This is a genomic window from Promicromonospora sp. NPDC110617 (genome assembly GCF_055598465.1).
This window is the reverse complement of record NZ_JBVKBM010000001.1, coordinates 2,254,844-2,277,010: the sequence shown is the minus strand read 5'-3', so window position 1 is coordinate 2,277,010 and position 22,167 is coordinate 2,254,844. Positions and strand designations below refer to the sequence as shown.

Annotated in this window: 14 protein-coding genes; 5 read left to right on the top strand and 9 right to left on the bottom strand. The window is 73.2% G+C overall.

Features of this window, described 5'->3' with window-relative positions; all coding sequences use genetic code 11:
* Positions 1 to 10: 10 nt before the first annotated feature.
* Complete coding sequence (locus ACZ7LE_RS10000; protein WP_470403114.1) at positions 11 to 4,753, bottom strand: galactose-binding domain-containing protein; 4,743 nt, start codon at positions 4,751 to 4,753, stop codon at positions 11 to 13.
* A 335-nt stretch (positions 4,754 to 5,088) separates the two neighbouring features.
* On the opposite strand from ACZ7LE_RS10000, the gene ACZ7LE_RS09995 reads away from it, so the two are divergent.
* Complete coding sequence (locus ACZ7LE_RS09995) at positions 5,089 to 8,277, top strand: family 43 glycosylhydrolase (RefSeq protein WP_470403113.1); 3,189 nt, start codon at positions 5,089 to 5,091, stop codon at positions 8,275 to 8,277.
* A gap of 408 nt (positions 8,278 to 8,685) precedes the next feature.
* On the opposite strand, the gene ACZ7LE_RS09990 is transcribed toward ACZ7LE_RS09995, so the two are convergent.
* From ACZ7LE_RS09990 to ACZ7LE_RS09975, 4 genes are all read right to left on the bottom strand, one after another.
* Positions 8,686 to 10,680, bottom strand: a complete 1,995-nt coding sequence (locus ACZ7LE_RS09990) for a glycoside hydrolase family 127 protein (RefSeq protein ID WP_470403112.1) — start codon at positions 10,678 to 10,680, stop codon at positions 8,686 to 8,688.
* Between the two features lie 48 nt (positions 10,681 to 10,728).
* The gene (locus ACZ7LE_RS09985; protein ID WP_470403111.1) at positions 10,729 to 11,622 is read right to left on the bottom strand and encodes a carbohydrate ABC transporter permease; all 894 of its coding nucleotides are present in this window, start codon (positions 11,620 to 11,622) and stop codon (positions 10,729 to 10,731) included.
* A 1-nt stretch (position 11,623) separates the two neighbouring features.
* Positions 11,624 to 12,553 (bottom strand): carbohydrate ABC transporter permease, encoded by a 930-nt coding sequence (locus ACZ7LE_RS09980; protein WP_470403110.1) that lies wholly within the window; start codon positions 12,551 to 12,553, stop codon positions 11,624 to 11,626.
* Positions 12,554 to 12,662: 109 nt separating this feature from the next.
* Positions 12,663 to 13,967, bottom strand: coding sequence for an ABC transporter substrate-binding protein (locus ACZ7LE_RS09975; RefSeq protein ID WP_470403109.1), 1,305 nt, complete (start codon positions 13,965 to 13,967; stop codon positions 12,663 to 12,665).
* Positions 13,968 to 14,161: 194 nt separating this feature from the next.
* Here ACZ7LE_RS09975 and ACZ7LE_RS09970 point away from each other — a divergent pair, with 194 nt between their 5' ends.
* The 3 genes from ACZ7LE_RS09970 (at position 14,162) to ACZ7LE_RS09960 (ending at position 16,980) form a co-directional block, all read left to right on the top strand.
* Positions 14,162 to 15,184: a LacI family DNA-binding transcriptional regulator gene (locus ACZ7LE_RS09970; RefSeq protein WP_470403108.1), complete on the top strand. Its 1,023-nt coding sequence runs from the start codon at positions 14,162 to 14,164 to the stop codon at positions 15,182 to 15,184.
* Between the two features lie 27 nt (positions 15,185 to 15,211).
* Positions 15,212 to 15,835, top strand: coding sequence for a trimeric intracellular cation channel family protein (locus ACZ7LE_RS09965; RefSeq protein WP_470403107.1), 624 nt, complete (start codon positions 15,212 to 15,214; stop codon positions 15,833 to 15,835).
* An 89-nt stretch (positions 15,836 to 15,924) separates the two neighbouring features.
* The gene (locus tag ACZ7LE_RS09960) at positions 15,925 to 16,980 is read left to right on the top strand and encodes a hypothetical protein (protein ID WP_470403106.1); all 1,056 of its coding nucleotides are present in this window, start codon (positions 15,925 to 15,927) and stop codon (positions 16,978 to 16,980) included.
* Positions 16,981 to 17,001: 21 nt separating this feature from the next.
* Here the strand turns inward: ACZ7LE_RS09960 and ACZ7LE_RS09955 are convergent, their stop codons facing one another.
* The gene (locus ACZ7LE_RS09955) at positions 17,002 to 17,868 is read right to left on the bottom strand and encodes an HAD family hydrolase (protein WP_470403105.1); all 867 of its coding nucleotides are present in this window, start codon (positions 17,866 to 17,868) and stop codon (positions 17,002 to 17,004) included.
* A gap of 69 nt (positions 17,869 to 17,937) precedes the next feature.
* Here ACZ7LE_RS09955 and ACZ7LE_RS09950 point away from each other — a divergent pair, with 69 nt between their 5' ends.
* Complete coding sequence (locus ACZ7LE_RS09950; RefSeq protein WP_470403104.1) at positions 17,938 to 18,345, top strand: hypothetical protein; 408 nt, start codon at positions 17,938 to 17,940, stop codon at positions 18,343 to 18,345.
* A gap of 28 nt (positions 18,346 to 18,373) precedes the next feature.
* Here the strand turns inward: ACZ7LE_RS09950 and ACZ7LE_RS09945 are convergent, their stop codons facing one another.
* The 3 genes from ACZ7LE_RS09945 to ACZ7LE_RS09935 are packed head-to-tail and all read right to left on the bottom strand — an operon-like array spanning position 18,374 to position 22,140.
* Positions 18,374 to 19,567 carry an MFS transporter gene (locus ACZ7LE_RS09945; protein ID WP_470403103.1) on the bottom strand — a complete coding sequence of 398 codons (1,194 nt, stop codon included), beginning with the start codon at positions 19,565 to 19,567 and terminating at the stop codon, positions 18,374 to 18,376.
* A complete protein-coding gene (locus ACZ7LE_RS09940) occupies positions 19,564 to 20,544 on the bottom strand; it encodes an acetylxylan esterase (protein ID WP_470403102.1) in 981 nt (326 codons plus the stop codon). The genes ACZ7LE_RS09945 and ACZ7LE_RS09940 overlap by 4 nt, the downstream gene beginning before the upstream one ends.
* Before the next feature lie 36 nt (positions 20,545 to 20,580).
* The gene (locus tag ACZ7LE_RS09935; protein ID WP_470403101.1) at positions 20,581 to 22,140 is read right to left on the bottom strand and encodes a polysaccharide lyase 6 family protein; all 1,560 of its coding nucleotides are present in this window, start codon (positions 22,138 to 22,140) and stop codon (positions 20,581 to 20,583) included.
* Positions 22,141 to 22,167: the final 27 nt, after the last annotated feature.

Sequence of the window (22,167 nt, the reverse complement as noted above, 5' to 3'; positions counted from 1 at the left end):
CTCCCTTCCGTCAGCCGCACGTGAGCGCGGGGTACTCGACGCTGATCTGCGTGGTGCGGCCGGCGGCGTCGGACGCCGTGACCGTGACGGTGCCCGCCGTGACCGACGCCGCGCGCGTGGCGAGCGACTGGTAGGCCGCACCGCCCGGGGCGACGCCGGTGAACGACTTGTCGCCGAACGCGGAGGCGAATCCGATGTCCAGCGGCTCGTCCTCGTCGTTCACCGCGCGGACCGCGAGCGTGGCCCGGCCCGCGAGGCAGCGTGGTTCGGCGGTGGCGGTGACCACCGGGCCCTCGGCGGGGTCGCCGAGCACGGTGAGCGTGAGCGTGGTCTGCGTGGTGCCGGCCTCGCTCACGTAGTCGGGCAGGATCAGCCGCCCGGTGATCACGTGCACACCCGGCGTCTCGACGAGCGACTCGTCGAAGTCCCACTCGACGCCGATGGCCTGGTTGTCGCGCGACCCGTCGTTGTAGGACACGGCCACGCGGGTGGGCAGGTGCGGCAGCTCGCCCACCTGGACCTCCCGCTCGAACTGCTCCGCGCCCTGGATGGCGATGCCGTCCTGCGCCGTCTCGGGCCGCACGTACACCTGCGCCTGGGCGATGAGCCCGTGCTCGGCGTTGGTGCCGTAGACCGTGAACGGCTCGACGTTGGTCTCGGCGACCATCGCCGGGGTGACCTCCTGCCAGGTGAACGGCAGGGTCCCGCGGGTACCGCCCGAGTAGACGACGTCGAGCGCGCCGGGCAGGTCGGGCACGACGCCGACCGTGGTGCGCAGGACCACCGGGCTCGCGACCGTGTCGACCGTGTCGCCGCCCACCCGCCAGCGCAGCACGCCGGTGCCCGCGCCGCCGGACTGCACGCCCGAGATCCGGATGCGCAGCGCGCTGGCCTCCACCGGCTCGAACGCGAGGTGGTTGTACGCGTTGCGGGCGAGCGCGCCCGCGTAGGTGGAGCCGTCGGTGAGGGTGACCGGCGTCCAGGTCGTGCCGTCCGTCGTGTACTCGACCACGTACGTGTCGGCGCGCGGGGTGCGGGTGCCGCCGTTGTCGTCGTACCAGTAGATGTCCGTCGAGCTGAGCAGCACCGGTGCGCCCCACGAGTAGCGGATCCACGCGGCCTGCGCCGCGCTGGTGCCGTTCTGGGTCTGGCCCCAGGTGCCCCAGCCGTTGCCCGCGCCAGGGTTCGAGCTCGCCGGCGTGCTCTCCGCGTTGACCCGGGCCGGGTTCTCCCACGACGCCGAACCGCTCGTCGTGATGGTGGCCAGCCGCCCGAACTCGGCGGTGGTCTCGCGCTCGGCCAGCGTCACCGTGACGTCGCGCGACGTGCTGAGCGCCCCGTCGGTCGCGGTGAGGCGGAAGGTGTACTCGCCCTCGACGGTGCCGGTCACCCGGGTGGTCAGGGCCGCGTCGTCGGCGAAGATCACGCCCGCGCCCTCGGGCGCCGACACGGTCTCCCAGCCGTAGGTGAGCTCGCCGTCCTCCGGCACGCCGTCGTCGGTGGCGGTGGCCACCAGCACGGCGGACAGGTTGCCGTTCGCGGCGTCGTCCGACGTCGCGGTGACCGTCGGCGGGTCGTTCTGCACCGGCGGCACGGGCCGGCCGGAGTCGAACACCTGGACCTCGGAGATCGCCGTCCACCGGCCGGGGGCGTTGGTGAACGCGACCCGCACCTTGTCGGTGGTCGCCTCCGGGAAGAGCGCCTCGTTCGCCTTGGGGCCGGGCACCTTGGGCGCCTTGGCCTGCTCGGGCACCGCCGTCCAGCCGCCGTCGCCGTCCGGCACCTGGATCGAGTACCGGCGCGGCGGGCCGTAGCCGTTCGCCTGCCGGTCGTCGACGAACCAGACCTTGACATTGTCGACCGGGACGGCCTCGCCCAGGTCGAGCTCCACGTACCCGGTGTCGCCGTCGGTGCCGTAGTTGCCCCAGTAGGGCTCGTTGACCGTGACGCCGTCCGTGACCGCGTCCAGGGACACGGGCCGCTCGGTGGTCGCGATCGCGCCCGGCGTGTAGTTCATCGAGCTGGTGGAGAAGCCGGGCGTGTGGAAGTTCCGCCACGCGGCGGGGCGGGCGCCGTCCTGCGTCGCGGACGAGCTCAGGGTCGCGCCCTGGGCCAGGTTGTCGGCGTCCTGGGTGAGGTCGATGCCCGCGGTCTTCAGGTACGAGACCACGCGCTCGTCCTCGATCGGCGTGTCGACCGCGGACGGCAGGTCGGCCCCCTCGTCCGCCACGACCGTGACGTCCAGGCCGTCGTCGGACCCGACGATCTCGTTGGCGGCCGGGTCGTAGACGAAGCCGCCGATCGCGTCGGCGCTCGCCTTGCGGTCACCGTCGACGAACAGAGAGTAGCCGGCGCCGAGCCCATAGTGCGTGCCGTCCGGGTCCCAGACGATCGTCAGGTCGTGCCCGTGGTAGCGCAGGTTGTTCACCATGAAGTGCTCGTAGCCCAGGTCGATCGGGTCGAGCTCGATCAGGTCGTCGGACCGGGGCTGGATGCCGCCCATGTCCTCGACGAAGATGTAGCTCATGTTGCCGAGCATCACGTGGTTCGGGTTGTTGCGGTTGAAGGTCTGGTTGGCCGCGTTCCAGCCCGAGTAGTACTCGGCCTGGTTCGCCACCCGCGCGTCACCGTTCGGGTAGATGCTCCACGCCATCCAGTCGAGCAGCTTGGCCGCGTACTCCGGCGTGATGTAGCGCCCCTCCGGGTCGTAGTCGCGGAGCGCGGCGCGCACCCCGCGGTACTGGACCGTGAAGTTGATGTTCGAGAAGTTGTTGGACCCGCCGATCGAGAACTTGGACCGGTCGTACTGGTTGGCCGTGTAGAACGGGAACACCGGGAAGTTGTCGCCGTAGCGCAGGAACCGGAACCCGTCGACGTACGTCTCCCACTCGTCCGCGGGGATCAGGTTCTCCGCGTAGACGTCGTACAGGTTGGACTCCTTGGCCGGGATCAGGTCCCGCTCGCCCGCGGGCAGCGGGTTCGCGCTTCCGCCGGACGACGCCGCCGACGTCGCGCCGTGCGACGTGCCCGCGAGGAACATCTGCGTCTCCTCGCTCCACAGGCGGTCGAGCACGGCCGCCTGGATGCGGTCGGCCTCGGCCGCCGTGCTGCTCACGCGCTCGGGGTCCGCCCCGGCGATCTCGTAGAGCTTGCTCGCGGCGTCGAACGCGCCCCACACGTACGCCGACTCGGGCCGCTCGATCGTGCGCGCACCGGGCGCGCCTCCGTTCGCCTTCGGGTAGCCGAAGCTGATCGCGTCGGCGTCGTTGCCCGGCATGTAGTTGGTGTCGTAGGCGATCAGGCCGTCGTCGTTGCCGTCGTAGTGCTCGAGCTGGCCCACGCCGTCCTGCTCGAAGTAGTAGGCGAACCGCTCGGCGACGTCGGCGCCACCGCCGTGCACGTTGTACGCCTCCAGCCCGGCGGTGCCGAGGTACTGGGAGTAGTGGTTGTTCCAGCTCGTGTGGCCCGGGCTGTCCAGGAACGCCGACGAGCCGGACAGCTCGCCGACGTTCAGCACCTGCCCGTAGGCGAGGTACGGGTTGCGGATCCACTTGGTGTCCTGCAGGTGCATCGGCTGCGTGAGCACCACCGAGTTCTGGTAGAGGTTCACACCCTCGATGGTGGTCGGGTACTGGTAGACGTAGCCGGGCTCGTTCGCGTCCAGGCTGTTGTACCGCTCGCCCCACCAGCGGTACACGATCGCCTTCTCGATGGCCGGGTCCGGCACGTCGATGTACGGGATGTCCTGCGCCCAGCGCTCGTTGAACGCCGTCACGCCGGTGCGGAACGCCTCGTCCGGGGTCAGGGCCGCGTACTCGCGGAGCTGGTCCTGCCCGGCGGGCAGGCCCGCCGAGTACAGGGAACCGACGACGGAGAGGTCCACCGTGCCGCCGGCCGGCACCGTGACCTCGCGGTCCAGGGTGGTGCCGTTGCGCGCGAAGCCGTCGGCCTTGAGGCCCACCGTCACGGACGACCACGGCGTGTCGACCAGCCCGTTGTTGGCGCCGCTGGTCAGGGTGCGCGTGCCGGTCAGCTCGTCGTCGGCGTCCGCGGCGCCCCGGGCGGTCGGCGAGGCGGCCCGCACCGTGAAGGTGACGTCGGCGGCGCCCGGGTTGGTGAACGTGAGCGCGGACAGCGCGGTGTTGTCGTAGGTGATGAGCTTGCGCAGGTCCGCCGTCACGCCCGTGGAGCCGATCGTGTAGCGGGCCTTGGCGTGGCTCGGCGCGTTGAACCGCGCGCTGCCCACCTCGGCCACGGTCTGCCCCGGCACGGTGATCGTGTAGAGGGCGCCCAGGTCGTTGGGGCCGCCCGCGAACGCGTTGCCGCCGAAGCCCATGGTGCTCCAGCTCGCGCCGCCGGCGCCGCGCAGGTACAGGGTGCGGCCGCGGGTCTGCAGCACGTTGTTGCCGGAGGCCCCGGTCACGCCGAGCACCCGGTCGAGGTAGAAGTCGGTGCCGCCCGCCGCCACGTCGGCGTCGAAGATCGAGCGGTACATGCTGTCCGCGGTGTATGGGACACCGGGTTCCAGCGCGTCCTCGACCGCGTCCAGGTTGCGGTAGACCGGGTCGCCGATGTCGAGGGAGTCCGTCAGGCCGTCCGTGTAGACGCCGACGTCGTCCTCGTTGCCGGGCAGCACCGCCGCGCGGACCGCGGGTGCCGCGTGGGCCGCGGGCAGCACCGCCGCGCCCCCGCAGACGACCATCGCGGCCGCGGCGAACGCCGCCACCGCGCCTCTTCGTGTTCGTGCCGACATCACATGTCCTCTCCGTCGACGGCCAGGCACTCGGACGGACGAGGTGTGCCGCACGGGCGGAGGCGGCGCATCGCTGCGCACCCCACCCTGGCTCGCGACGTTGTCCGCCAGGTGGTGGTTCCCGCCGGCCCGCTCACCATCGAGGGGCCCGGCGCGGACCAGTGAAGCATCACCCCTCCGGCTCCGGCAATGGTTTTCGGTGTTTTCGGTATGAGATCACCCATTGCAGCCTCATCCATACCGAAAAACACCGAAACCCATTGTTGGCCGCACGGCCGTGTGGGAAGGTCGGCCCGTCAGTGCGCCACGACGAAGTGCCACGACTGGAGGACAGGATGAGACAGGTCCGAGCAGGACGGCCGGCCGCTGCCGGCACGCTGGCGGTGGCGGTGGTCGCCGCCGCACTCACCGTTCCGGGGGCCCCGGCGAGCGCCGCGGACTCGTACGACTTCACGAGCACGCAGAACCCGATCCTGGCCGACGGGAGCTATTACTCCGCCGACCCCGCCCCGCTGGTCGTCCCGGCCGGCGCCCCCGGCAACGACACCGGGGCCGACCAGCTCTACGTCTACACCGGCCACGACGAGGCCGGCGAGACGCGCAACGACTTCATCATGAACGAGTGGGGCGCCTTCGTGACGGCCGACCCCGACGCGGGCGAGTGGACCCACCACCCGTCCCTGATGCGCCCCGAGGACGTCTTCGACTGGGCGAGCCCGGGCCGCGCGTACGCGGGCGAGGTCCAGGAGGGCTTGGACGGCCGCTACTACTGGTACGTCCCGGTGCACGAGGCGGCCAGCCCGGCGAGCGACAAGTTCGGCATCGGCGTGGCCGTGTCCGACTCCCCCACCGGCCCCTGGACCGACCACGCGGGTGGGCCGATCGTCTCGCAGCGGCTGCCGACGTCCAACACCATCCACAACATCGACCCGACCGTGATCGTGGACGGCACCGGCGCCGACGCCCGCGTGTTCATGTACTGGGGCAGCTTCGGCAACCTCCGCCGCGTCGAGCTGGCGCAGGACATGCGGACCACCGTGGGCGACGTCCGGACCGTCACGGGCCTGACCGGGTTCTTCGAGGCGCCTTGGCTCTTCGAGCGGAACGGTACCTACTACCTGGCGTACGCGGGCAACAACGCGGGCCCAACCAGCGCGTGCACCCCGGCCAACTACCACGCGTGCATCGCCTACGCGACGGCGCCGTCGGCCGAGGGGCCGTGGACCTACCGGGGCACCGTCCTGCGGCCGGTCTCGTCCACGACGAGCCATCCGGGCATCGTCGAGCTCGACGGCCAGTGGTGGATCGCGTACCACACGGCCGACGCCGTCGGGGGCAACCACTTCCGCCGCTCGGTCGCGCTCGACAAGGTCGAGTGGGACGACACCCAGACCCCGCCGCGGATGCTCCCGGTGACGATCACGCCGGAGCGGCAGCCCGACCGCACGCCGCGCGCGAACGTCGCGCAGGAGGCGCGCGTCACGGTCTCCAACGACCCCGTGCCGACGCAGTACTGGATCAAGGCGCTGAACGACGAGATCGTGCGGCCCAACCCGCTGCCCCCGGACATGTGGGGCACGTGGACCGGCAACAACCCGCCGCAGCAGTGGGTGCAGTACACCTGGGACCAGCCCGTGCGGGTCTCCGGGTCGCAGATCGAGTTCTGGAACGACCAGCCGCGAGGCTCGGGGGTGGGCGTGGCCGCGCCGGACTCCTGGCGCATCCAGTTCTGGGACGCCGACGACGGCGCCTGGGCGGACGTCCCGGGTGCCTCCGGGTATCCCACCGGTACCGCGGGCTTCCAGTCGACGTCGTTCGACCCGGTGAACACCACCCAGGTCCGCGCGGTGTTCGACGCGTCGACCAACGGGTCCACGTACTCCGCCGTCGCCGTGGAGGAGTGGAAGGTGCTGGCCGAGCAGGCCGACGCGGTGGTGCCTGGCCGGATGACCGTGGAGGTGGGCGAGACCGACCTGCCCGGCACGGTGCGCGCCGACTATCCGGGCGGTGTGTCCCTGCAGGTGCCGGCGTACTGGGACGTGCTCACCGCGGACGACGTCGCCTCGCCGGGTTCGCTGGAGGTCGAGGGCTCGGTGCTCGGGTACGCCGCAGGGCGCGTGACGGCGACGGTGACCGTCGTCGACCCGTCGGGGACGGCCGGTGACGAGACGCCGCCGGAGGTGACCCTCACCCCGAGCGGCAGCGCCGGCACGGGCGGCTGGTTCCGTTCGGCGGTACGCGTCCGGGTCGCGGGCGCCGACGACGGCGGCGGCCGGGTCACGCTCGCGACGACGGTCGACGACGGGGAGCCGGTCGTCACCGACCCCGTCCGGTACACCGACGTCGAGGTCGCGGGCGACGGCGAGCACACCGTCACGGCGACGGCCACCGACCGCGCAGGGAATGCGTCGGCCGAGGCTGCGCTGGACGTGCGGATCGACGCGACGGCGCCGCGCAGTACGGCAACCGTGGACGAGCGAGCGCGTTCCGTGGCGGTGACGGCCGCCGACGCGACGTCCGGCGTCGCCCGGATCGAGGTCGCGGTGGACGGCGGCGGGTTCGAGCCGTACTCCGGCGCGGTCTCCGCCCCGGACGGCGACCGGCACGACGTGCGGTACCGCGCCGTCGACCGGGCGGGCAACGCCGAGACCGCCCGCACGGTCACGATCCCCGCGGACCTGAGCGGGCCGCTGACCGGCAACGTCGCAGGTCTGGCCACGCCCACGGCGTCGTACACCGCGGGCTGGAACTCGGTGCTCGCGCTCAACGACGGGCTGGATCCCACGAGCCCGCCGCAGGCGCAGCTCTGGGGCACGTGGTCGGGCAACCACCCGGCGACCCAGTGGGTGCAGTACGTCTGGCCCCGGGCCATCCGGCTGACGGCCGCCGAGATCAAGTTCTGGAGCGACCAGCCGCAGGGCACCGGAGCGGGCGTGGCCGAGCCGGACTCCTGGGGGCTGTCGTACTGGGACGAGGCGGCGCAGGAGTGGGCGCCGGTGCCCGACCCGTCGGCGGCCGGGACCAGCACCACGGCGTTCAACCGCATGTCGTTCGCGCCGGTCACGACGTCACGCCTGCGGGCGACGATCCAGGCGAACGGCGACGGCTCGCAGTACGCCGCCGTGGCCGCGACCGAGTGGCGCGTGATCGCGGACGACCCGGGGTCCGGGCCGGCGGGGCCCGCCGTGACCGTTACCGCCGATGCGCGCTGCGTGGGCGGCAGCGCCGCCCTGGCCGTGCGGGCGGTGAACGACCACGACGGGCCCGTGGACATCACGCTCAGCACGCCGTTCGGGACGCGTTCGTTCAGTGGTGTGGCGTCGGGCGCGGCGGCGTACCAGTCGTTCGCGGTGCGGGCGGCGTCGGCCGAGGCGGGGGCGGTGACGGTGCGGGCGGCCGTGGCCGGCGGTGCCGGCGGTGGCGGCGGTGCTGGCGGTGCTGGCGGGGCTGGTGCTGATGCGGGTGTCGCGGCACTGTCGAACGAGGTCACGGTGGAGTACGAGGCGGTGAACTGCCACCCCTGACCCGCGGACGGAAGGGACGGTTCGACCAGGTGGGGCGGGGCGGGCGGGCCGGGCGAACGTAGGTCGTCGGGGTGTGTTGCTCTGAGTCGACAACGTCTACGCAGAGCAACACACCCTGCGCGCGAAGGTCCTCCCCGCCAAGCTCCCGGCCCGATCGCTGTGGACGGCAGCACAACGGACGTGCTCGGCTCGGGGTGACTGTAGATCCCCGGGGTGTGTTGCTCTGAGTCGACAATGTCCACGCAGAGCAACACAACTCGCGCGCGAAGGTTCTCCCCGGCGCGTGGGGCGGCCAACCGGGGACCGGGCTGGCTGGCGTCATCCGGCGCGCATGTGCCCGACGTCGTGGCTGCCCCGAGTCCGGTGCGTCGCCGGAGCCCGGGGACAGGGCTGACCTGCCAGGGGTTGTCAGAGGGCCGGGAGCCAGACGCGCATCGTGGCCGGGCCTCGGTTGGCCCAGTCGTGGTACGCGACCAGCGGCACGTCGTGGAGCTCGGGACGCGGTGCCGGGTCGACGTCGGCGGCCGTTGCGTACGGCCAGCCGACGACGTTGGTGTCACCGCTGTCACCAGCACCAGCACCCCGGCGTCCCGCGCGGACGTGCACCACACCGTCCACCTCCCAGGGCGGGACCGAGGCGTCGACCACGATGTCGTCCACACCGCCGTCCGCACCACCGCCGTCAAGACCACCGCCGGCAGACCCCAGCCCCACCGCCTCAAGATCCACGGACTCCAGGCACAGCACCTCCGGGCCGCGCTGCACCGCGACGCAGCCTCGGACGGCGTCGATGTGCGGGTCGGGCACCACGAACCGCGGGGCAGCGTCGAGGTCGAGCACGACCACGCCGCCGGTCCGCGGGCCGGCCACCTCGACCAGCCCGGGCCCCACCTCGCGCACGGCCCCGTCGTCCACGCGCACGCGCGCCGAAGCCGACCACGCCGGCACCCGCAGCGTCAGCGTCCAGTCGCCCGCGGGCGCGGCCACGACCCGCACCTCGACGCGCCCCTCGGCCGGATAGTCCGTGACCACATCGAGCCCCACCCGCTCCCCCGACGGCAGCTCGGCCCGGATCTCGGCGGGGGCGTACTGGTGGAGCTGGACCCCGCCGTCGTCCACCGTGGCGACGTATGCCGCGAGGCTCGCGAACGTGCGCGCCACGTTGGGCGGGCAGCACGAGACCTCGAACCACGGCGCGCGCAGCGACGCCTCGGCGCGCTTGCTGACCACGTCGTCGGCGACGTGCTCGGCCGGGACTCGCTGGTGCAGGGTGTTGGCGTAGAAGAACGACTGCCCGTCGTGGGCCGGCGAGGTCGCGACCACGTTGGTCAGGGCGCGCTCGATCGCGTCGGCGTACTCGGCGCCGCCGCGGGCCAGCAGGAGCCGCCACGACACCATGACCGAGCCGACGCTCGCGCAGGTCTCCGAGTACGCGCGGTCCGGGGGCAGCACCCAGTCGTCACCGAACGCCTCGTCCTGGTGGTGCGAGCCCTGCCCGCCCGTCACGTAGGTGCGCCGGGCCTGGGCGCGGGCCCACTGGCCGGCGACGGCGTCGAGCAGCTCGGCGTCGCCAGTCTCGACCGCGACGTCGACCGCGCCGGCCGCGAGGTAGTTGGCCCGGACGGCGTGCCCGTGCAGCACCTCCGACTGCCGCACCGGCACGACGTCCTGGTAGTAGGAGCGGCCGAACTCGATGTCGGCGAGCACGCCGTGCCCGTGCCGCTCGACGAACAGCGCCGCCTGCGCGAGGTACCGCGGCTCGCCGAGCGCCCGGCCGAGCTCGGCCAGTCCGACCTCGACCTCGGAGTGCCCGCAGATCCCCTGGTTGCCGTCGGGACCGAAGGTGGCGCACACGTGGTCGGCGCTGCGCCGGGCGACGTCGACCAGGAGGTCGTCGGGCTTGCCGGTGCGGGCCCGGGCCGCGGCGGCCTGGTACAGGTGGCCCTGGCAGTAGAGCTCGTGGCCCCACTCCAGGTCGGTGTACCGCGGCTGCTGCCCCGGGCGGCCGAACCGCGTGCCGATGTACCCGTCCGGCTCCTGGGCGGCCGAGACCCGGAGCACGATCGCGTCGAACCGGCTCCTCAGCTCGTCGTCGGGCTGCCGGCCGAGCTCCCAGGCCATGGCCTCCAGCAGCTTGTACACCTCGGAGTCGCTGAACTCCCGGCCGCGCCGCCCCTCCGCGAGGCCGCCGGACACCGCCAGGTCGAAGTTGCCCAGCCAGCCCTCGCGCTCGAGCCAGTGCTCGATGTGCGCCAGGGTGGCGGTCGCGTTCACCTCCTGACGGCGGGCCCAGGGACCCCCGGTGATGCGCACCTGGTCGAGGCCGAGGGGCGTCAGGCGGCCGGTCGAGGGCACGACGGGCGTGGGCGTGGCGGCGCCACGGTGTCCGGTCGGGAAGAGCATGCGGAGACCTCCGGGAAGTGGTGGACGGGCTGAACGGGGCACGGGCGGTCAGCCCTTGAGCGCACCGGACATGAACCCGCGGACGTAGTGCCGCTGGAGCAGGAGGAACAGGACGACGCACGGCAGGGCCATGACGACGACGCCGGCCTCGGTGGCGCCGTAGTCGACGATGCCCATGACCTGCGCCCGGAGGTTCGCCACGGCGAGCGGGAGCGGGATCTTGGTGGAGTCGGAGATGAGGATGAGCGGTGCCACGAAGTCGTTCCACGCCGCGAGGAAGGCGAACAGGCCGACGGTGATGATCCCGGGCTTGACCGCCGGGAGCAGCACGGTGCGCAGCGCGCGGAACGAGGAACAGCCGTCGACGAGGGCGGCCTCGTCGAGCTCGCGCGGGACGGCGTCGAACGAGATGCGCATCATGAACGTCGCGAACGGGAGCTGGAACACCGTGAGCACCAGCGCGAGGCCCACCAGGGTGTTCTGCAGGCCGATCGCGTTGAGCATCACGTACAGCGGGATGAGCAGCGTGGCGTACGGGACCATCAGGATCGCGAGCGTCAGCAGGAAGAGCACGTCGCGGCCCGGGAACGTGAAGCGCGAGAACGCGTACCCGCCGAGCACCGACGCGACCAGCGTGAAGAGCACCGTCATCCCGGACACCAGCGTGGAGTTGAGCAGGTACTGGGGCAGCCCGGCCTGGTACTCCATGAGGGTGGCGTAGTTGCCGAGCCCCCAGCCGTCGACCTGGCTGCTGCCGGGCTGGGGCGCGACGGACGCGACCCCGGCCCAGATCAACGGGAAGACGAAGACGACGGCGAGCGCGCCGGTCAGCACCCAGTAGGGCGTGCGCAGGGCGATCCCCACGAGGCGGGCCCGGGGCGCGCGCGGCCGGCGCCGCACCTGCGGCCGGGGCGGGCTGACGGGGAGTGCGGTCGTGGTCATGTCAGTCCTCCTGGCCTGCGCGCATGGCACGCATCTGGGCCACGTTCACGACGACGAGCACGACCAGGACGACGATCGACAGCGCGGCGGCGACGCCGAGGTCGTTCTGGCCCTGGAAGGCCACGTTGTAGATGAGCTGGACGACCGTGAGCGTGCTGTTGTCCGGCCCGCCCTTGGTCAGGATGTAGAACTGGTCGAACGCCAGCAGCGAACCCGTGACGCACAGGACCGTGCACAGCGCGAGCGACGGGCGCAGCAGCGGCAGCGTGACGCTCAGGAAGGTCTGCCACCGGTTCGCGCCGTCCATCCGGGCGGCCTCGATCACCTCGTGCGGGATGCCCTGGAGCCCCACCATGAGGAGCAGCATGTAGAAGCCGGCGAACCGCCACACCACCAGGAACACGGTGGACCAGAGCGCGCTGTCGGGGGTGCCGAGGAACGACACCGGGCCGTCGGCCAGCCCCAGGCGCTGCAGCAGCGGGGACAGAGGGCCGACCTGCGGCGAGTACAGCGCGTAGAAGAGCAGCGACGCCGACGCGAGGCCGAGCGCGCTGGGCACCAGGATGGACGTGCGCAGCACCGCGGACCAGCGGCCCGACTCCTGGACGAGCAGCGCAAGGCCCAGGCCGAGGCCGATGAGCAGCACGGTGGCGATCACCGTGTACTTCAGCGTGAAGACCACGGAGTCCCAGAAGAACCGGTGCGTCAGGGCGTCCGCGTAGTTCTGCGGCGCGTTGATCCCCTGGTTGCCGGCCAGGAGCGGCCAGTCGGACAGCGACATCTGGCCCACCAGCAGCACGGGCAGCACGAACAGGCCCACCACGAGCAGGGCGGTCGGCGCGGCGTAGGCCCAGCCGTGCAGGGCACTGCGACGCGCGACAGCGACGACGGCGGGTCTGGTGGGCGGACGGGCGGAGGTTTTCGCGGGCACGGCAAGGCTCCTTGTTCACACGGCGAGGTTCACGCGGCGAGCTCACGGGGGGCGCGTGGTCCCGCCGCCCGGTGCGGCGGCGGGACCACGCTGACGTCGGCCGGGGCGGCTACTGCCCCAGCACGGCGGTGATCTCCTCGTTGTCCGGCTCCACGGTGCCTCCGGGGCCGAACACCTCGTTGCGGATCATGGTCATCCACGGGCTGCCGGGGGCGTTGAACGCCTGCTGGAAGTTGATCGCCAGCGGGGTCCTGCCCTGGGCCGCGACCTCGTTGACGGCCAGGACGCGCGGGTCCTGGGACGAGTACTCGTTCTCCGCCAGGTCGGCGCGCGAGACCACGTCACCGTTCTTGGCCAGCACCTGGACCTGCGCCTCCTCCGACATCAGCCAGGACATGAAGTTCCAGGCCTGGTCGGCGTTCTCCGAGTCCTTGGAGATGCCGATGCCGTCGCCGCCCACGAAGGTGGACGCCCCGCCGTCGGGCCCCGGGATGGGGGCCACGCCCACCTCGCCGAGCGCCTCGTCCGCGGTGGCGAGCATGGTGGCCGGGAACGGCATCACGCCCACCTCGCCCTCCAGGAACGGTCCGGTCCAGGTCGCGCCGGTCTCCTCCTTGGAGCCCTCGCCCACGGCGTCGGAGTCCACGAGGTCCTTCCAGACGCCGTACACCTCCTGGGCCGTGTCGCCCGCCAGGAGCGACTCGGTGCCCTCGGCGTTCATCACGTCCTCTCCCCCGGCCCAGATCTGGGGGAACCACGTGAACACGAGGCAGCCGCCGCAGTTGCCGCCGAAGTAGGTGCCGTTCACGCTGCCGCCGAGCTCGTCGACGGCCTTGGCCTGCTCGGAGAACTCGGCCAGCGTCGTCGGCCCCTGCTCGGGGTCCAGGCCGGCCTGCTCGTAGAGGTCCTTGTTGTAGAACATGACCGAGACGTCGAGCACGAACGGCAGCACGTGCTGCCGGCCGTCCAGCGTGCCCCCGGCCAGGTGCCCCTGGTTGATCTGGTCGGCGTGGTCGAGCTCGGCGATCGCGTCGGTCACGTCCGCGAACAGGCCCTGCTGCACCCAGTTGGGCACGTACACGATGTCGGCGGCGAACAGGTCGGGCAGGCCGCCGCTGCCGGCGGCGGCGCCGACCTTGGCCACGTAGTCGTCGTTCGGCACGACCGTGAGCTCGACCTGGTTCTCGTGCGACGCGTTGTACGCCTCGACCAGCAGGTTCGCCTGCTGCTCCAGCGGGGCGCGGGTCCAGAGCGTGAGCTCGGTGCCGTCGTCCACACCCTCGGCCGAGACCTGCGCCTCCTGTGCGGCGCCGTCGCCGTCCGACGCGCTGCAGGCGGCGAGCGCGGTGCTCGCCAGGCCGGCCGCGAGGAACGAGGCCACGAGCCTCGCGCTCGCCCTGCGGTGGGTAGCCATCATCCGTCTCCTTGACTTCGTCGTCACTCGGCCGTTCGACGAGGATGGGACACCCGTTGCCGAAACCGTCCGAAAAGGCTTTCTGCGACTGTAGGGTGGGCGTGCCACCGCGTCAAGGACGAACCTTCGTCACGTTTGTGTTACACCTTTTCGGTATTCGGTACTGTTCGACATCGACACTCCAGGAGGAAGCCATGGCCTCGGGCGAAACGCCGCGCAACGCCACACTGACCGACGTCGCCCGGCTCGCGGGCGTCTCGATCGCCACCGCGTCCAAGGCGATCAATGGTCGTGCCCAGGTGCGCGCCGAGACCCGCACCCGGGTGCTCGAGGCCGCCGAGCAGCTCTCGTTCGCGCCCAACGCGCTGGCCCGCGGGCTGCTCCAGGGCCGCACGGGGACGGTCGGCCTGCTCACGTCCGACCTGGAGGGCCGGTTCTCGATCCCCGTGCTGATGGGCGCGGAGGACGCGTTCGGCGCCGGCCAGGTCTCCGTCTTCCTGTGCGACGCGCGGGGCGACGCGATCCGCGAGCAGCACCACATCCGTGCGCTGCTGTCCCGCCGCGTCGAGGGGCTGATCGTCGTGGGCTCGCGCACCGACCCGCGTCCGCCGCTGGCCGGCGACCTCCCGGTGCCCGTGGTCTACGCGTACGCGCCGTCCGAGAACCCCGAGGACATCTCCATCACGGCGAACAACGTGGAGGCCGGCGGGCTGGCGATCGACCACCTGATGGCGTGCGGACGCCGCAAGATCGCGCACGTCACGGGCGACGCCTCCTACGCGGCGGCGCAGGACCGCAGCCGCGGCGCCGAACGCGCGATGGCGGAGGCCGGGCTGGAGCTCGTGGGCGGCCGCACGTTCTTCGGGTCGTGGAGCGAGGGCTGGGGCCGCGGGGTGGCGGCCATGATCCTGGACCAGTACCCGGACGTCGACGGCTTCTTCTGCGGCAGCGACCAGATCGCCCGGGGCGTGCTCGACACGCTGCGCGAGTCGGGCCGCGACGTGCCCCGGGACATCTCCGTGATCGGGTTCGACAACTGGGCGGTGCTGACCACGAACACCCGGCCGCAGCTCACGAGCGTCGACATGAACCTGGAGCAGGTGGGCCGGGTGGCCGCCCGCCGGCTGTTCGAGGCCATCGAGGGACAGGCGGCCTCGGGCATCGAGGAGCTACCGTGCCGCATAGTGACCCGGGAGTCGTCGGTCCCGGTCCCGTGACCTCGCTGCCGCCGGAAGGAACCTGACGTGGAGTGGACGCAGCTCGCCGGGGACCTCCTGGGCGTCTTCTTCTTCGCCGTCTCGGGCTCGCTGCTCGCCGCCCAGCGGCAGTTCGACATCGTCGGGTCGCTGCTGCTCGGTACCTGCGTGGGCCTGGGCGGCGGCATCCTGCGCGACGTGATCCTCGACGTCGGCGTGCCGCGGGCCTTCGACTCACCCGTCTACCTGGTCCCGCCCGTGGTCGCCGCGGTGGTCGTGTACTTCTTCGCGCACGTCGTGCGCCGCTTCCACGACCTGCTGATCACGTTCGACGCCGCCGGCATGGCGCTCTTCGCGGTCACCGGCACGCTCGTCTCGCTGGCCGCGGGCATGAACCCGGTGGCGTCCGCGATCCTCGGCCTGGTGACGGCGGTGGGCGGCGGCGTCATCCGCGACGTCATCGCCAACGACGTGCCGCAGATCTTCCGCGCCCGCGGCCTGTACGCCATCCCGGCGCTGCTCGGGGCCGCGCTGACCAGCGCGCTGGTGTGGGCGGGCTGGTTCAGCCTCGGCACGGGCGCGGCCGTCGCGGCGCTGGTGTTCGCGCTGCGGATGGTCTCGCTGCGCTACCGCTGGCAGGCGCCGCCGGCGGGCAGCCCGGGCACCGTCTGAGCCGACCGGCCTCCGCCCACGGGCGCGCCGCGGTACGGAAGGATGGACCCGGAGCCGGCGCGACCCGTGCCGGGCCGAGGGGAGGCGGCATGACGAACGATCGCACGACCGGGACGGGCGGCCTGGCGGGCCGCGGCCACCTGCTGCGGCTCGGGGCGCCGCGCGACACGGCGGCGGTGCGCCACCTGGTGACATTCCTCGTGGCGAGCGTCGTGACCGTGCTCGCCACCCGGGCGTACCTGGCCGCCACGGGCTACCCGCAGATCGGCGGCGGCGGGCTGCACCTGGCCCACGTGCTGTGGGGCGGGCTTCTCATGGCCCTGGCGATGATGCTCCTGCTGTCCTACGTCGGTCCGGTGCCGCGCTCGCTCGGCGCCCTGCTCGGCGGCGTGGGCTTCGGGCTGTTCATCGACGAGGTCGGCAAGTTCGTCACCTCCGACAACGACTACTTCTACGCGCCCACCGCCGCCATCATCTATTTCGTCACGGTGGTGCTCGTGCTGGTCGTCGAGGGCCTGCACGGCCGCCGGGCGCACCACCCCGCCGAGTACCTCGCCGTGGCCGCCGACCGGCTCGCCGCGGGCCTGGCCGGCGGCTTCACGCCCGCCGCGCGGGACGAGGCCCGCGGGCTCGCGGCGAAGGGCGCCGGAGAGCCCGGCGCCCGGCTGGTCGCCGACCTGGTCGAGACCGTGCCCGCCGACGACGCCGACGTGCCCGACCCGGTCCGCGCCGGGGTCCGGGGCGTCGTCCGGTGGCTGGACGCGCTCGTGGACCGGGCGTGGGCCGCGTGGCTGGTCATCGTGCTGCTCCTGGCGGTCGGCGCGGCCGAGGCGACCGTCGGCGTGCGCGTCCTGGCCGGGCAGGTCCCCGGCGTGCCCACGTGGACGGGCGCCGCGATCCTCGCGGCCGTGGGCGTGTCCGTCGTGCTGCTGGGCGTCGGCGTCGTGGTGGGCCGCCGCAACCACCTCCAGGGCGCCGTCTGGGTGCGCCGGGCCGTGCTCGTGAGTCTCCTGTTCACGCAGCTCCTGGTGTTCCGGGCCGTGCGGTGGACGGCGGCCTTCGGCCTGGTCCTGGACGTGCTGGCCTTCGTGGCGCTGGAGGTCCTGCTGCGTGAGGAGCGCGGGGTGCGGGCCCGCACGGCGTGACCCGCACCCGTCGGACAGACCTCACCTCAAGGTGCTCAGGACCGCCACCACGCCGTGTTCCTCGATCCGCCCGGTCACCTCGTCCGCGGCGTCGAGCACGGCCGCCGGGGCGTGCCCCATCGCGACGCCGCGCGCGGCCCAGGCGATCATCTCCAGGTCGTTGACGCCGTCCCCCACCGCGAGGGTCGCGCCCGGGGCCACCCCGACCCGCTCGCGGATGCGTTCGAGCGCCGTCGCCTTGCTCAGGGACCGCGGCGTGACGTCGACCCAGTCGGGTCCGGCGGGGGTCGCCGTCACGCCCAGCTCGCGCAGCGGCTCCAGCAGGGTCAGGACGCCGTCCCCGCGCAGGATCACGCGGGCGGACGGCACGTTCCACAGCTCCGTGTCCGAGACCTGGCGCTGCTCGCCGTTGACCAGCCCGCGCTCGAAGACCCGGTTGACCCGGTACCCCCAGCCCACCTCCTCCACCCCGACCTGGACCGCGGGCAGGGCGGCGCGCGCGAGCCGGACCACCGGCCCGACGTCGAACGAGTGCATCGTCTCGATCCGGTAGCCGCTGGGCAGAGCGGTGTCGACACGGGCGACGACCGCGCCGTTGGATGCGACGGCCCAGCCACGGTCGATGCCGAGCTGCCCGGCGACGGGGAGCACCCCCACCAGCGACCGGCCCGAGGCGAGAACCACGTGGTGTCCCGAGCGCCGCACCCCCTGGACGGCTCCGACGGTCACGGCCGGGACGATCCCGTCGGCCCCCAGGAGCGTTCCGTCGATGTCGAGAGCGACCAGGGTGCGGGTCACGGTGCTCTCGTGGGGAGCGGCCACGGGGGCCGTCCGCAGGTCGGTAGCGGTGGTGGAGGACGACGTCACGGTGCCGGTCGTGTGGGTCATGCACCTCAGACGCGCGGCGCGCCGGGATGTCACAGCATTTTCGTGACCAGTTGTTGGCAGAGTGGAAAGATGACACGGACACCTCCCCGCACCCTCACCACGCTCGCGCTCGTCCTGCTGACCGTCGCGGCCTGGTGGATCTTCCTGGGCCGCGACACCGTGCGGGACGTCGACCCCGCGACGGGCGCCGTCACCGGCCCCTACGGGGCGCCCCAGGTGGTGGCGTGCGCGCTCGTGCTCGTCGCGCTCGTGGTGGTCGGCGCGCTGACCGTCCCCGCGTGGGTGGCGGTGCTCGCGGTGGCCCTGCCGTTCACGGTCGCGTGGACCGTGCAGGCGGCGTCGGACGACGACTCCGGGCTCTGGGCCGTGGGCGCGCTGCTCGTGCTGGTGGGCACCCTCGCCGGGGGCGCCGTGGTCGCCGCCGTCACGCGGGCCGTGGCACGTGGCCGGGCGCCCGGGGGCACGACCGCGCCGTAGCCCGGCCGCGCCGTAGCCCGGCCGCGCCCTACCCGATCCGCGCCCGCGCGTACCCCGCCGCGAGCAGGGCGCCGGCCACGGCGAAGCCCGCCCAGGCCCAGCCGTCGCCGGCGAGCGGCCCGGCCAGCAGCGCCCCGACCAGGGACGATCCGACGACGCCGCCGAGCGCGAGCGCGAGCCCGTTGACGCCGAACCGGGTCGCGACCGACCCCGCCGGCGCACCTGCGGCGACCACGGCGCTCATCGCCGGCTGGAACACCATCTGCCCGAGCGTGAACACCGTCATCCCGGCCACCAGGGACGCGAGCCCCGGGCCGCCCCCGAGCAGGGCGATCCCGGCGCCCATCGTCCCGGTGCCGAGCGCGAGCACCACGGGCAGGCGGAGCCGCGCCTGGAGCCACCGGGTCACCGGCACGGTCGTGGCGAGCACGAGCACGGCCGCCGCCGCGTAGGCCGCCCCGACGCCGACGCTGCTGCCGAGCGCGCTCTCCAGCCGCAGCGGCACCACGAGCTGGAGCTGGGTGAAGATCGCCCACGACCCCGCGTTGAGCAGCAGCAGGACGACGAGCCCGCGGCGCGCGTCGCGCATCGCCCCGCCGCCGGGTCGCCCGGCGGGTCGACCCGCGGGCGATGTCCCGGTCGGGCCCGGTTCCACCGCCCGCCCGAGCCCCCACCAGGTGAGCGGCGCGGCGGCGAGGAACAGCGCCGCCGCCACCGCGCACACGACGTCGAACCCGGCCGTGACCAGCAGCCCGCCGAGCAGCGGGCCCACGACGAACCCGGCGTTGCTCAGCGCCTCCCGGCGTGCGAAGACGTCCGGCCGCGCGCTGCCGAGCCGGGCGTACGCCGCGTAGCTCGCCGGGTGGAACAGCGCGCCCCCGAGCCCGATCGCCAGCCCGGCCGCGCCGACCGCGAGCGGCGTCGTCGCGAGGGCCAGCGCGCCGAAGCCCGCCGCCCGCACGAGCACTCCGGCCACGATGGTCCGGCGCACGCCCCACCGGTCGGCCAGCATCCCGGCGGGGAGCTGGAGCCCCTGCTGCGCGGCGGCACGGATCCCCGCGAGCAGGCCCACCAGCGCGAGCCCGAAGCCGAGCCGTCCGGAGAGGTGCACGGCGAGCAGCGGGACCAGCAGGTAGAAGCCCGTCGCCATGACGAACGTGTTGACGTACAGGGCCACCAGCACGCGCGGCGCGGCGGACGGGGACCCGGGAAAGGAGGTCACCGGGGGCCGAGCACCTCCGCGAGCGCCGCGAGCTTGCGGGGCGTGTCGTACGCCCCACCCCCCTCGTGCTCGTTGTAGGGGAACACCTCGATCTGCGCGGGCCCGCCGTACCGGTGGTAGGCCGCGAAGACGGTGGACGGCGGGCAGACCTTGTCCATCAGCGCCACGGAGAACCAGCCCGGGCAGCTGGCGCGGGCGGCGAAGTTCGTGGCGTCGAAGTAGGAGAGCGTGCGCATCGCCGTCTCGATCTCGAACCGGTGGCCCTTGAGCCAGCGCGCGATCTCGGAGTAGGGGCCGAGGTCCGTGATCTGGGAGGCGCGCCGGTAGTGGCTCAGGAACGGCACGTCCGCGATCATCCCGGCCAGGTCGTCGCGCAGGCCGGCGACGGCGAGCGCGAGCCCGCCACCCTGGCTGCCGCCCAGCACGGCGACCCGCTCGGGGTCCACCTCGGGGAGCTGCCTGACGGCGTCCACGGCCCGGACGGCGTCGGTGATCAGCCGCCGGTAGTAGTGCTTGGCGGGGTCCTCGATGCCGCGCGTGAGGAACCCGGGCGACGAGGACCCGTGGCCGTCGGGCGCGACGTCGGGCGTGTCGGCCGTCGTCTTGCCGCCGCCGCCCTGCCCGCGGTTGTCCATGACCAGGTGGGCGTACCCGGCGGCGCTCCACGTGAGCCACTCCCACGGGACGCCGCGCCCGCCGTTGTACCCGATGTACTGCACGACGGCGGGCAGCGGCCGGGTGCGGTGGCGCGGCAGCAGCAGCCACGCCTTGACGGGTTGGCCCGCCCACCCGGAGAAGGTCACGTCGTGCACCTCGACGGTCGCCAGCCCGGCGTCGTGCGGCACGGTGACGGGCTCGGTCGCGACGGCCGCGGCGGCGTCGAGCGTCTGCTTCCAGAACGCGTCGAAGTCCGCCGGTTCCTCGGGCTCGGGGCGGTAGGCGCGCAGCTCGTCGAGCGGCTTGTCGAAGAGGGCCATGGATCTCCTCCGGAGGGTGGGTCGGGGTGGGGGTGGTCAGAGGTCGGACGCCGGCCCGACGTCGGACGTCGTCAGGGGGTGCCGCAGCACGGGCGCGGTCGACACCTCGTCCGCGCCGACGTCGGGGCGCTGGTCGCGCGGCTGCCCGTCCAGGTCCTCGACGACGAAGGGGTAGGTGCCCACGGCGGTGTCGACGGCCGGGCCCTGGCGCAGCCGCCAGAGCCCGCCCGACCGGACCAGGAGCGGGTCGGCGACCCGGATCTGGCCGGGCTGGGCCGCGATGCCGAGGGTAGCGCTGCCCTGCGGGTACGCGATGTTGCCGGCCAGGGTCAGCCCGTCGGTCGCCTTGTGCTCGGCGAACAGCTGCCCGGTCGAGCCGACCACCACGTTGTTCGCGAGGGTCACGTCGGCGGGCGGGTAGACGTAGTTGGCGCCGAGCTCGACGTTCGAGACGTTGTCGACGAACGTGTTGTGCACGATCGTCGCCCGGTGCACGCGCCAGTGGGCCGAGGTGGAGCCGGACCCGTCGACGTCGCCGCCGTCGACCTGGAGGGCCGCCGTCCAGCCGGAGCCCGCGAGGCCCTCGAAGTAGTTGTCGAACACCCGCTGGTCGTCGCCGTACAGGCGCACCCCGCCGGTGCCGGCCTTGCCCCCGCCGAGGAACACGTTGCCGTGGATGGCGTTGCGGTCCCCGCGGCGGGCGACGACGGAGCCCGCCGAGGCGCGGAACGTGTTGTACCGGACGGTGTTGTCGTCGCTCTTCAGCGAGACGATCTCCGGGTCGGAGTCGCAGTTCTCGAACAGGTTGTGCTCCACGACGGCGAACGAGCTGGAGTCCGACAGCGCGGAGACGCCGAGGCGGATCGCCTCGCCGCCGTTGACGGGCTGGGCGGGGCTGTCCGAGAAGTAGTTGTGGTCGATCCGGTCGTGCTGCGAGATCTGGGTCGCGCCGCCGTAGACGGTGACGTAGTTGCCCAGCACCGTCTTGCCCGCGAACGCGTTGTGGTCCACCCGGTTGTACTCGCTCCCCTCGCCCGCGATCGACACCCAGTGCCGCGAGGAGGACGGGTCGGCCGGGGGCGCGAACGCCAGCCGGAAGTCGTTCCGGGTCAGGCGCACGTGCGTGGACGCCTCGATCTTGAGCGTCACGGCGTTGCGCCAGGCCAGGCCGCGCACCACGACGTGGTGCGACCGCGTGACCTCGAGCTGGCCGCCCGTGACGACGGCGCCGCCGAGGGTGGCGCCCTCGATGACGACCGGGTGCTCCTCGGTGCCGGTCTTGTCGGCCAGCTTGACCATCGAGTACTCGCCGTCGGCGAGCACGATGCGGTCGCCCGCGACGGCGCCGGCGAACGCGGCCGCCAGCTCCGCGCTGGTGCTCACGCGGACGGTGCGCAGCGGGGCGGGGTCGGCGGCGCGGGCGGCGGCGGTGCCGACGGCGGTGGTCGTCAGGCCCGGCGCGACGCCCCCGGCCGCCGGGACGGGTCCGGCACCGGCGGGTGCTGCGACGGCGGTGCCCGCGAGCGCAAGGCCGAGGGCCGTGGCGACGGCGGCGCGGCGGGCCCACGTGCGGGATCGGACGGAGTGCAGGTTCATGGTGCTACCTCCTGGATCGGCGAGCTG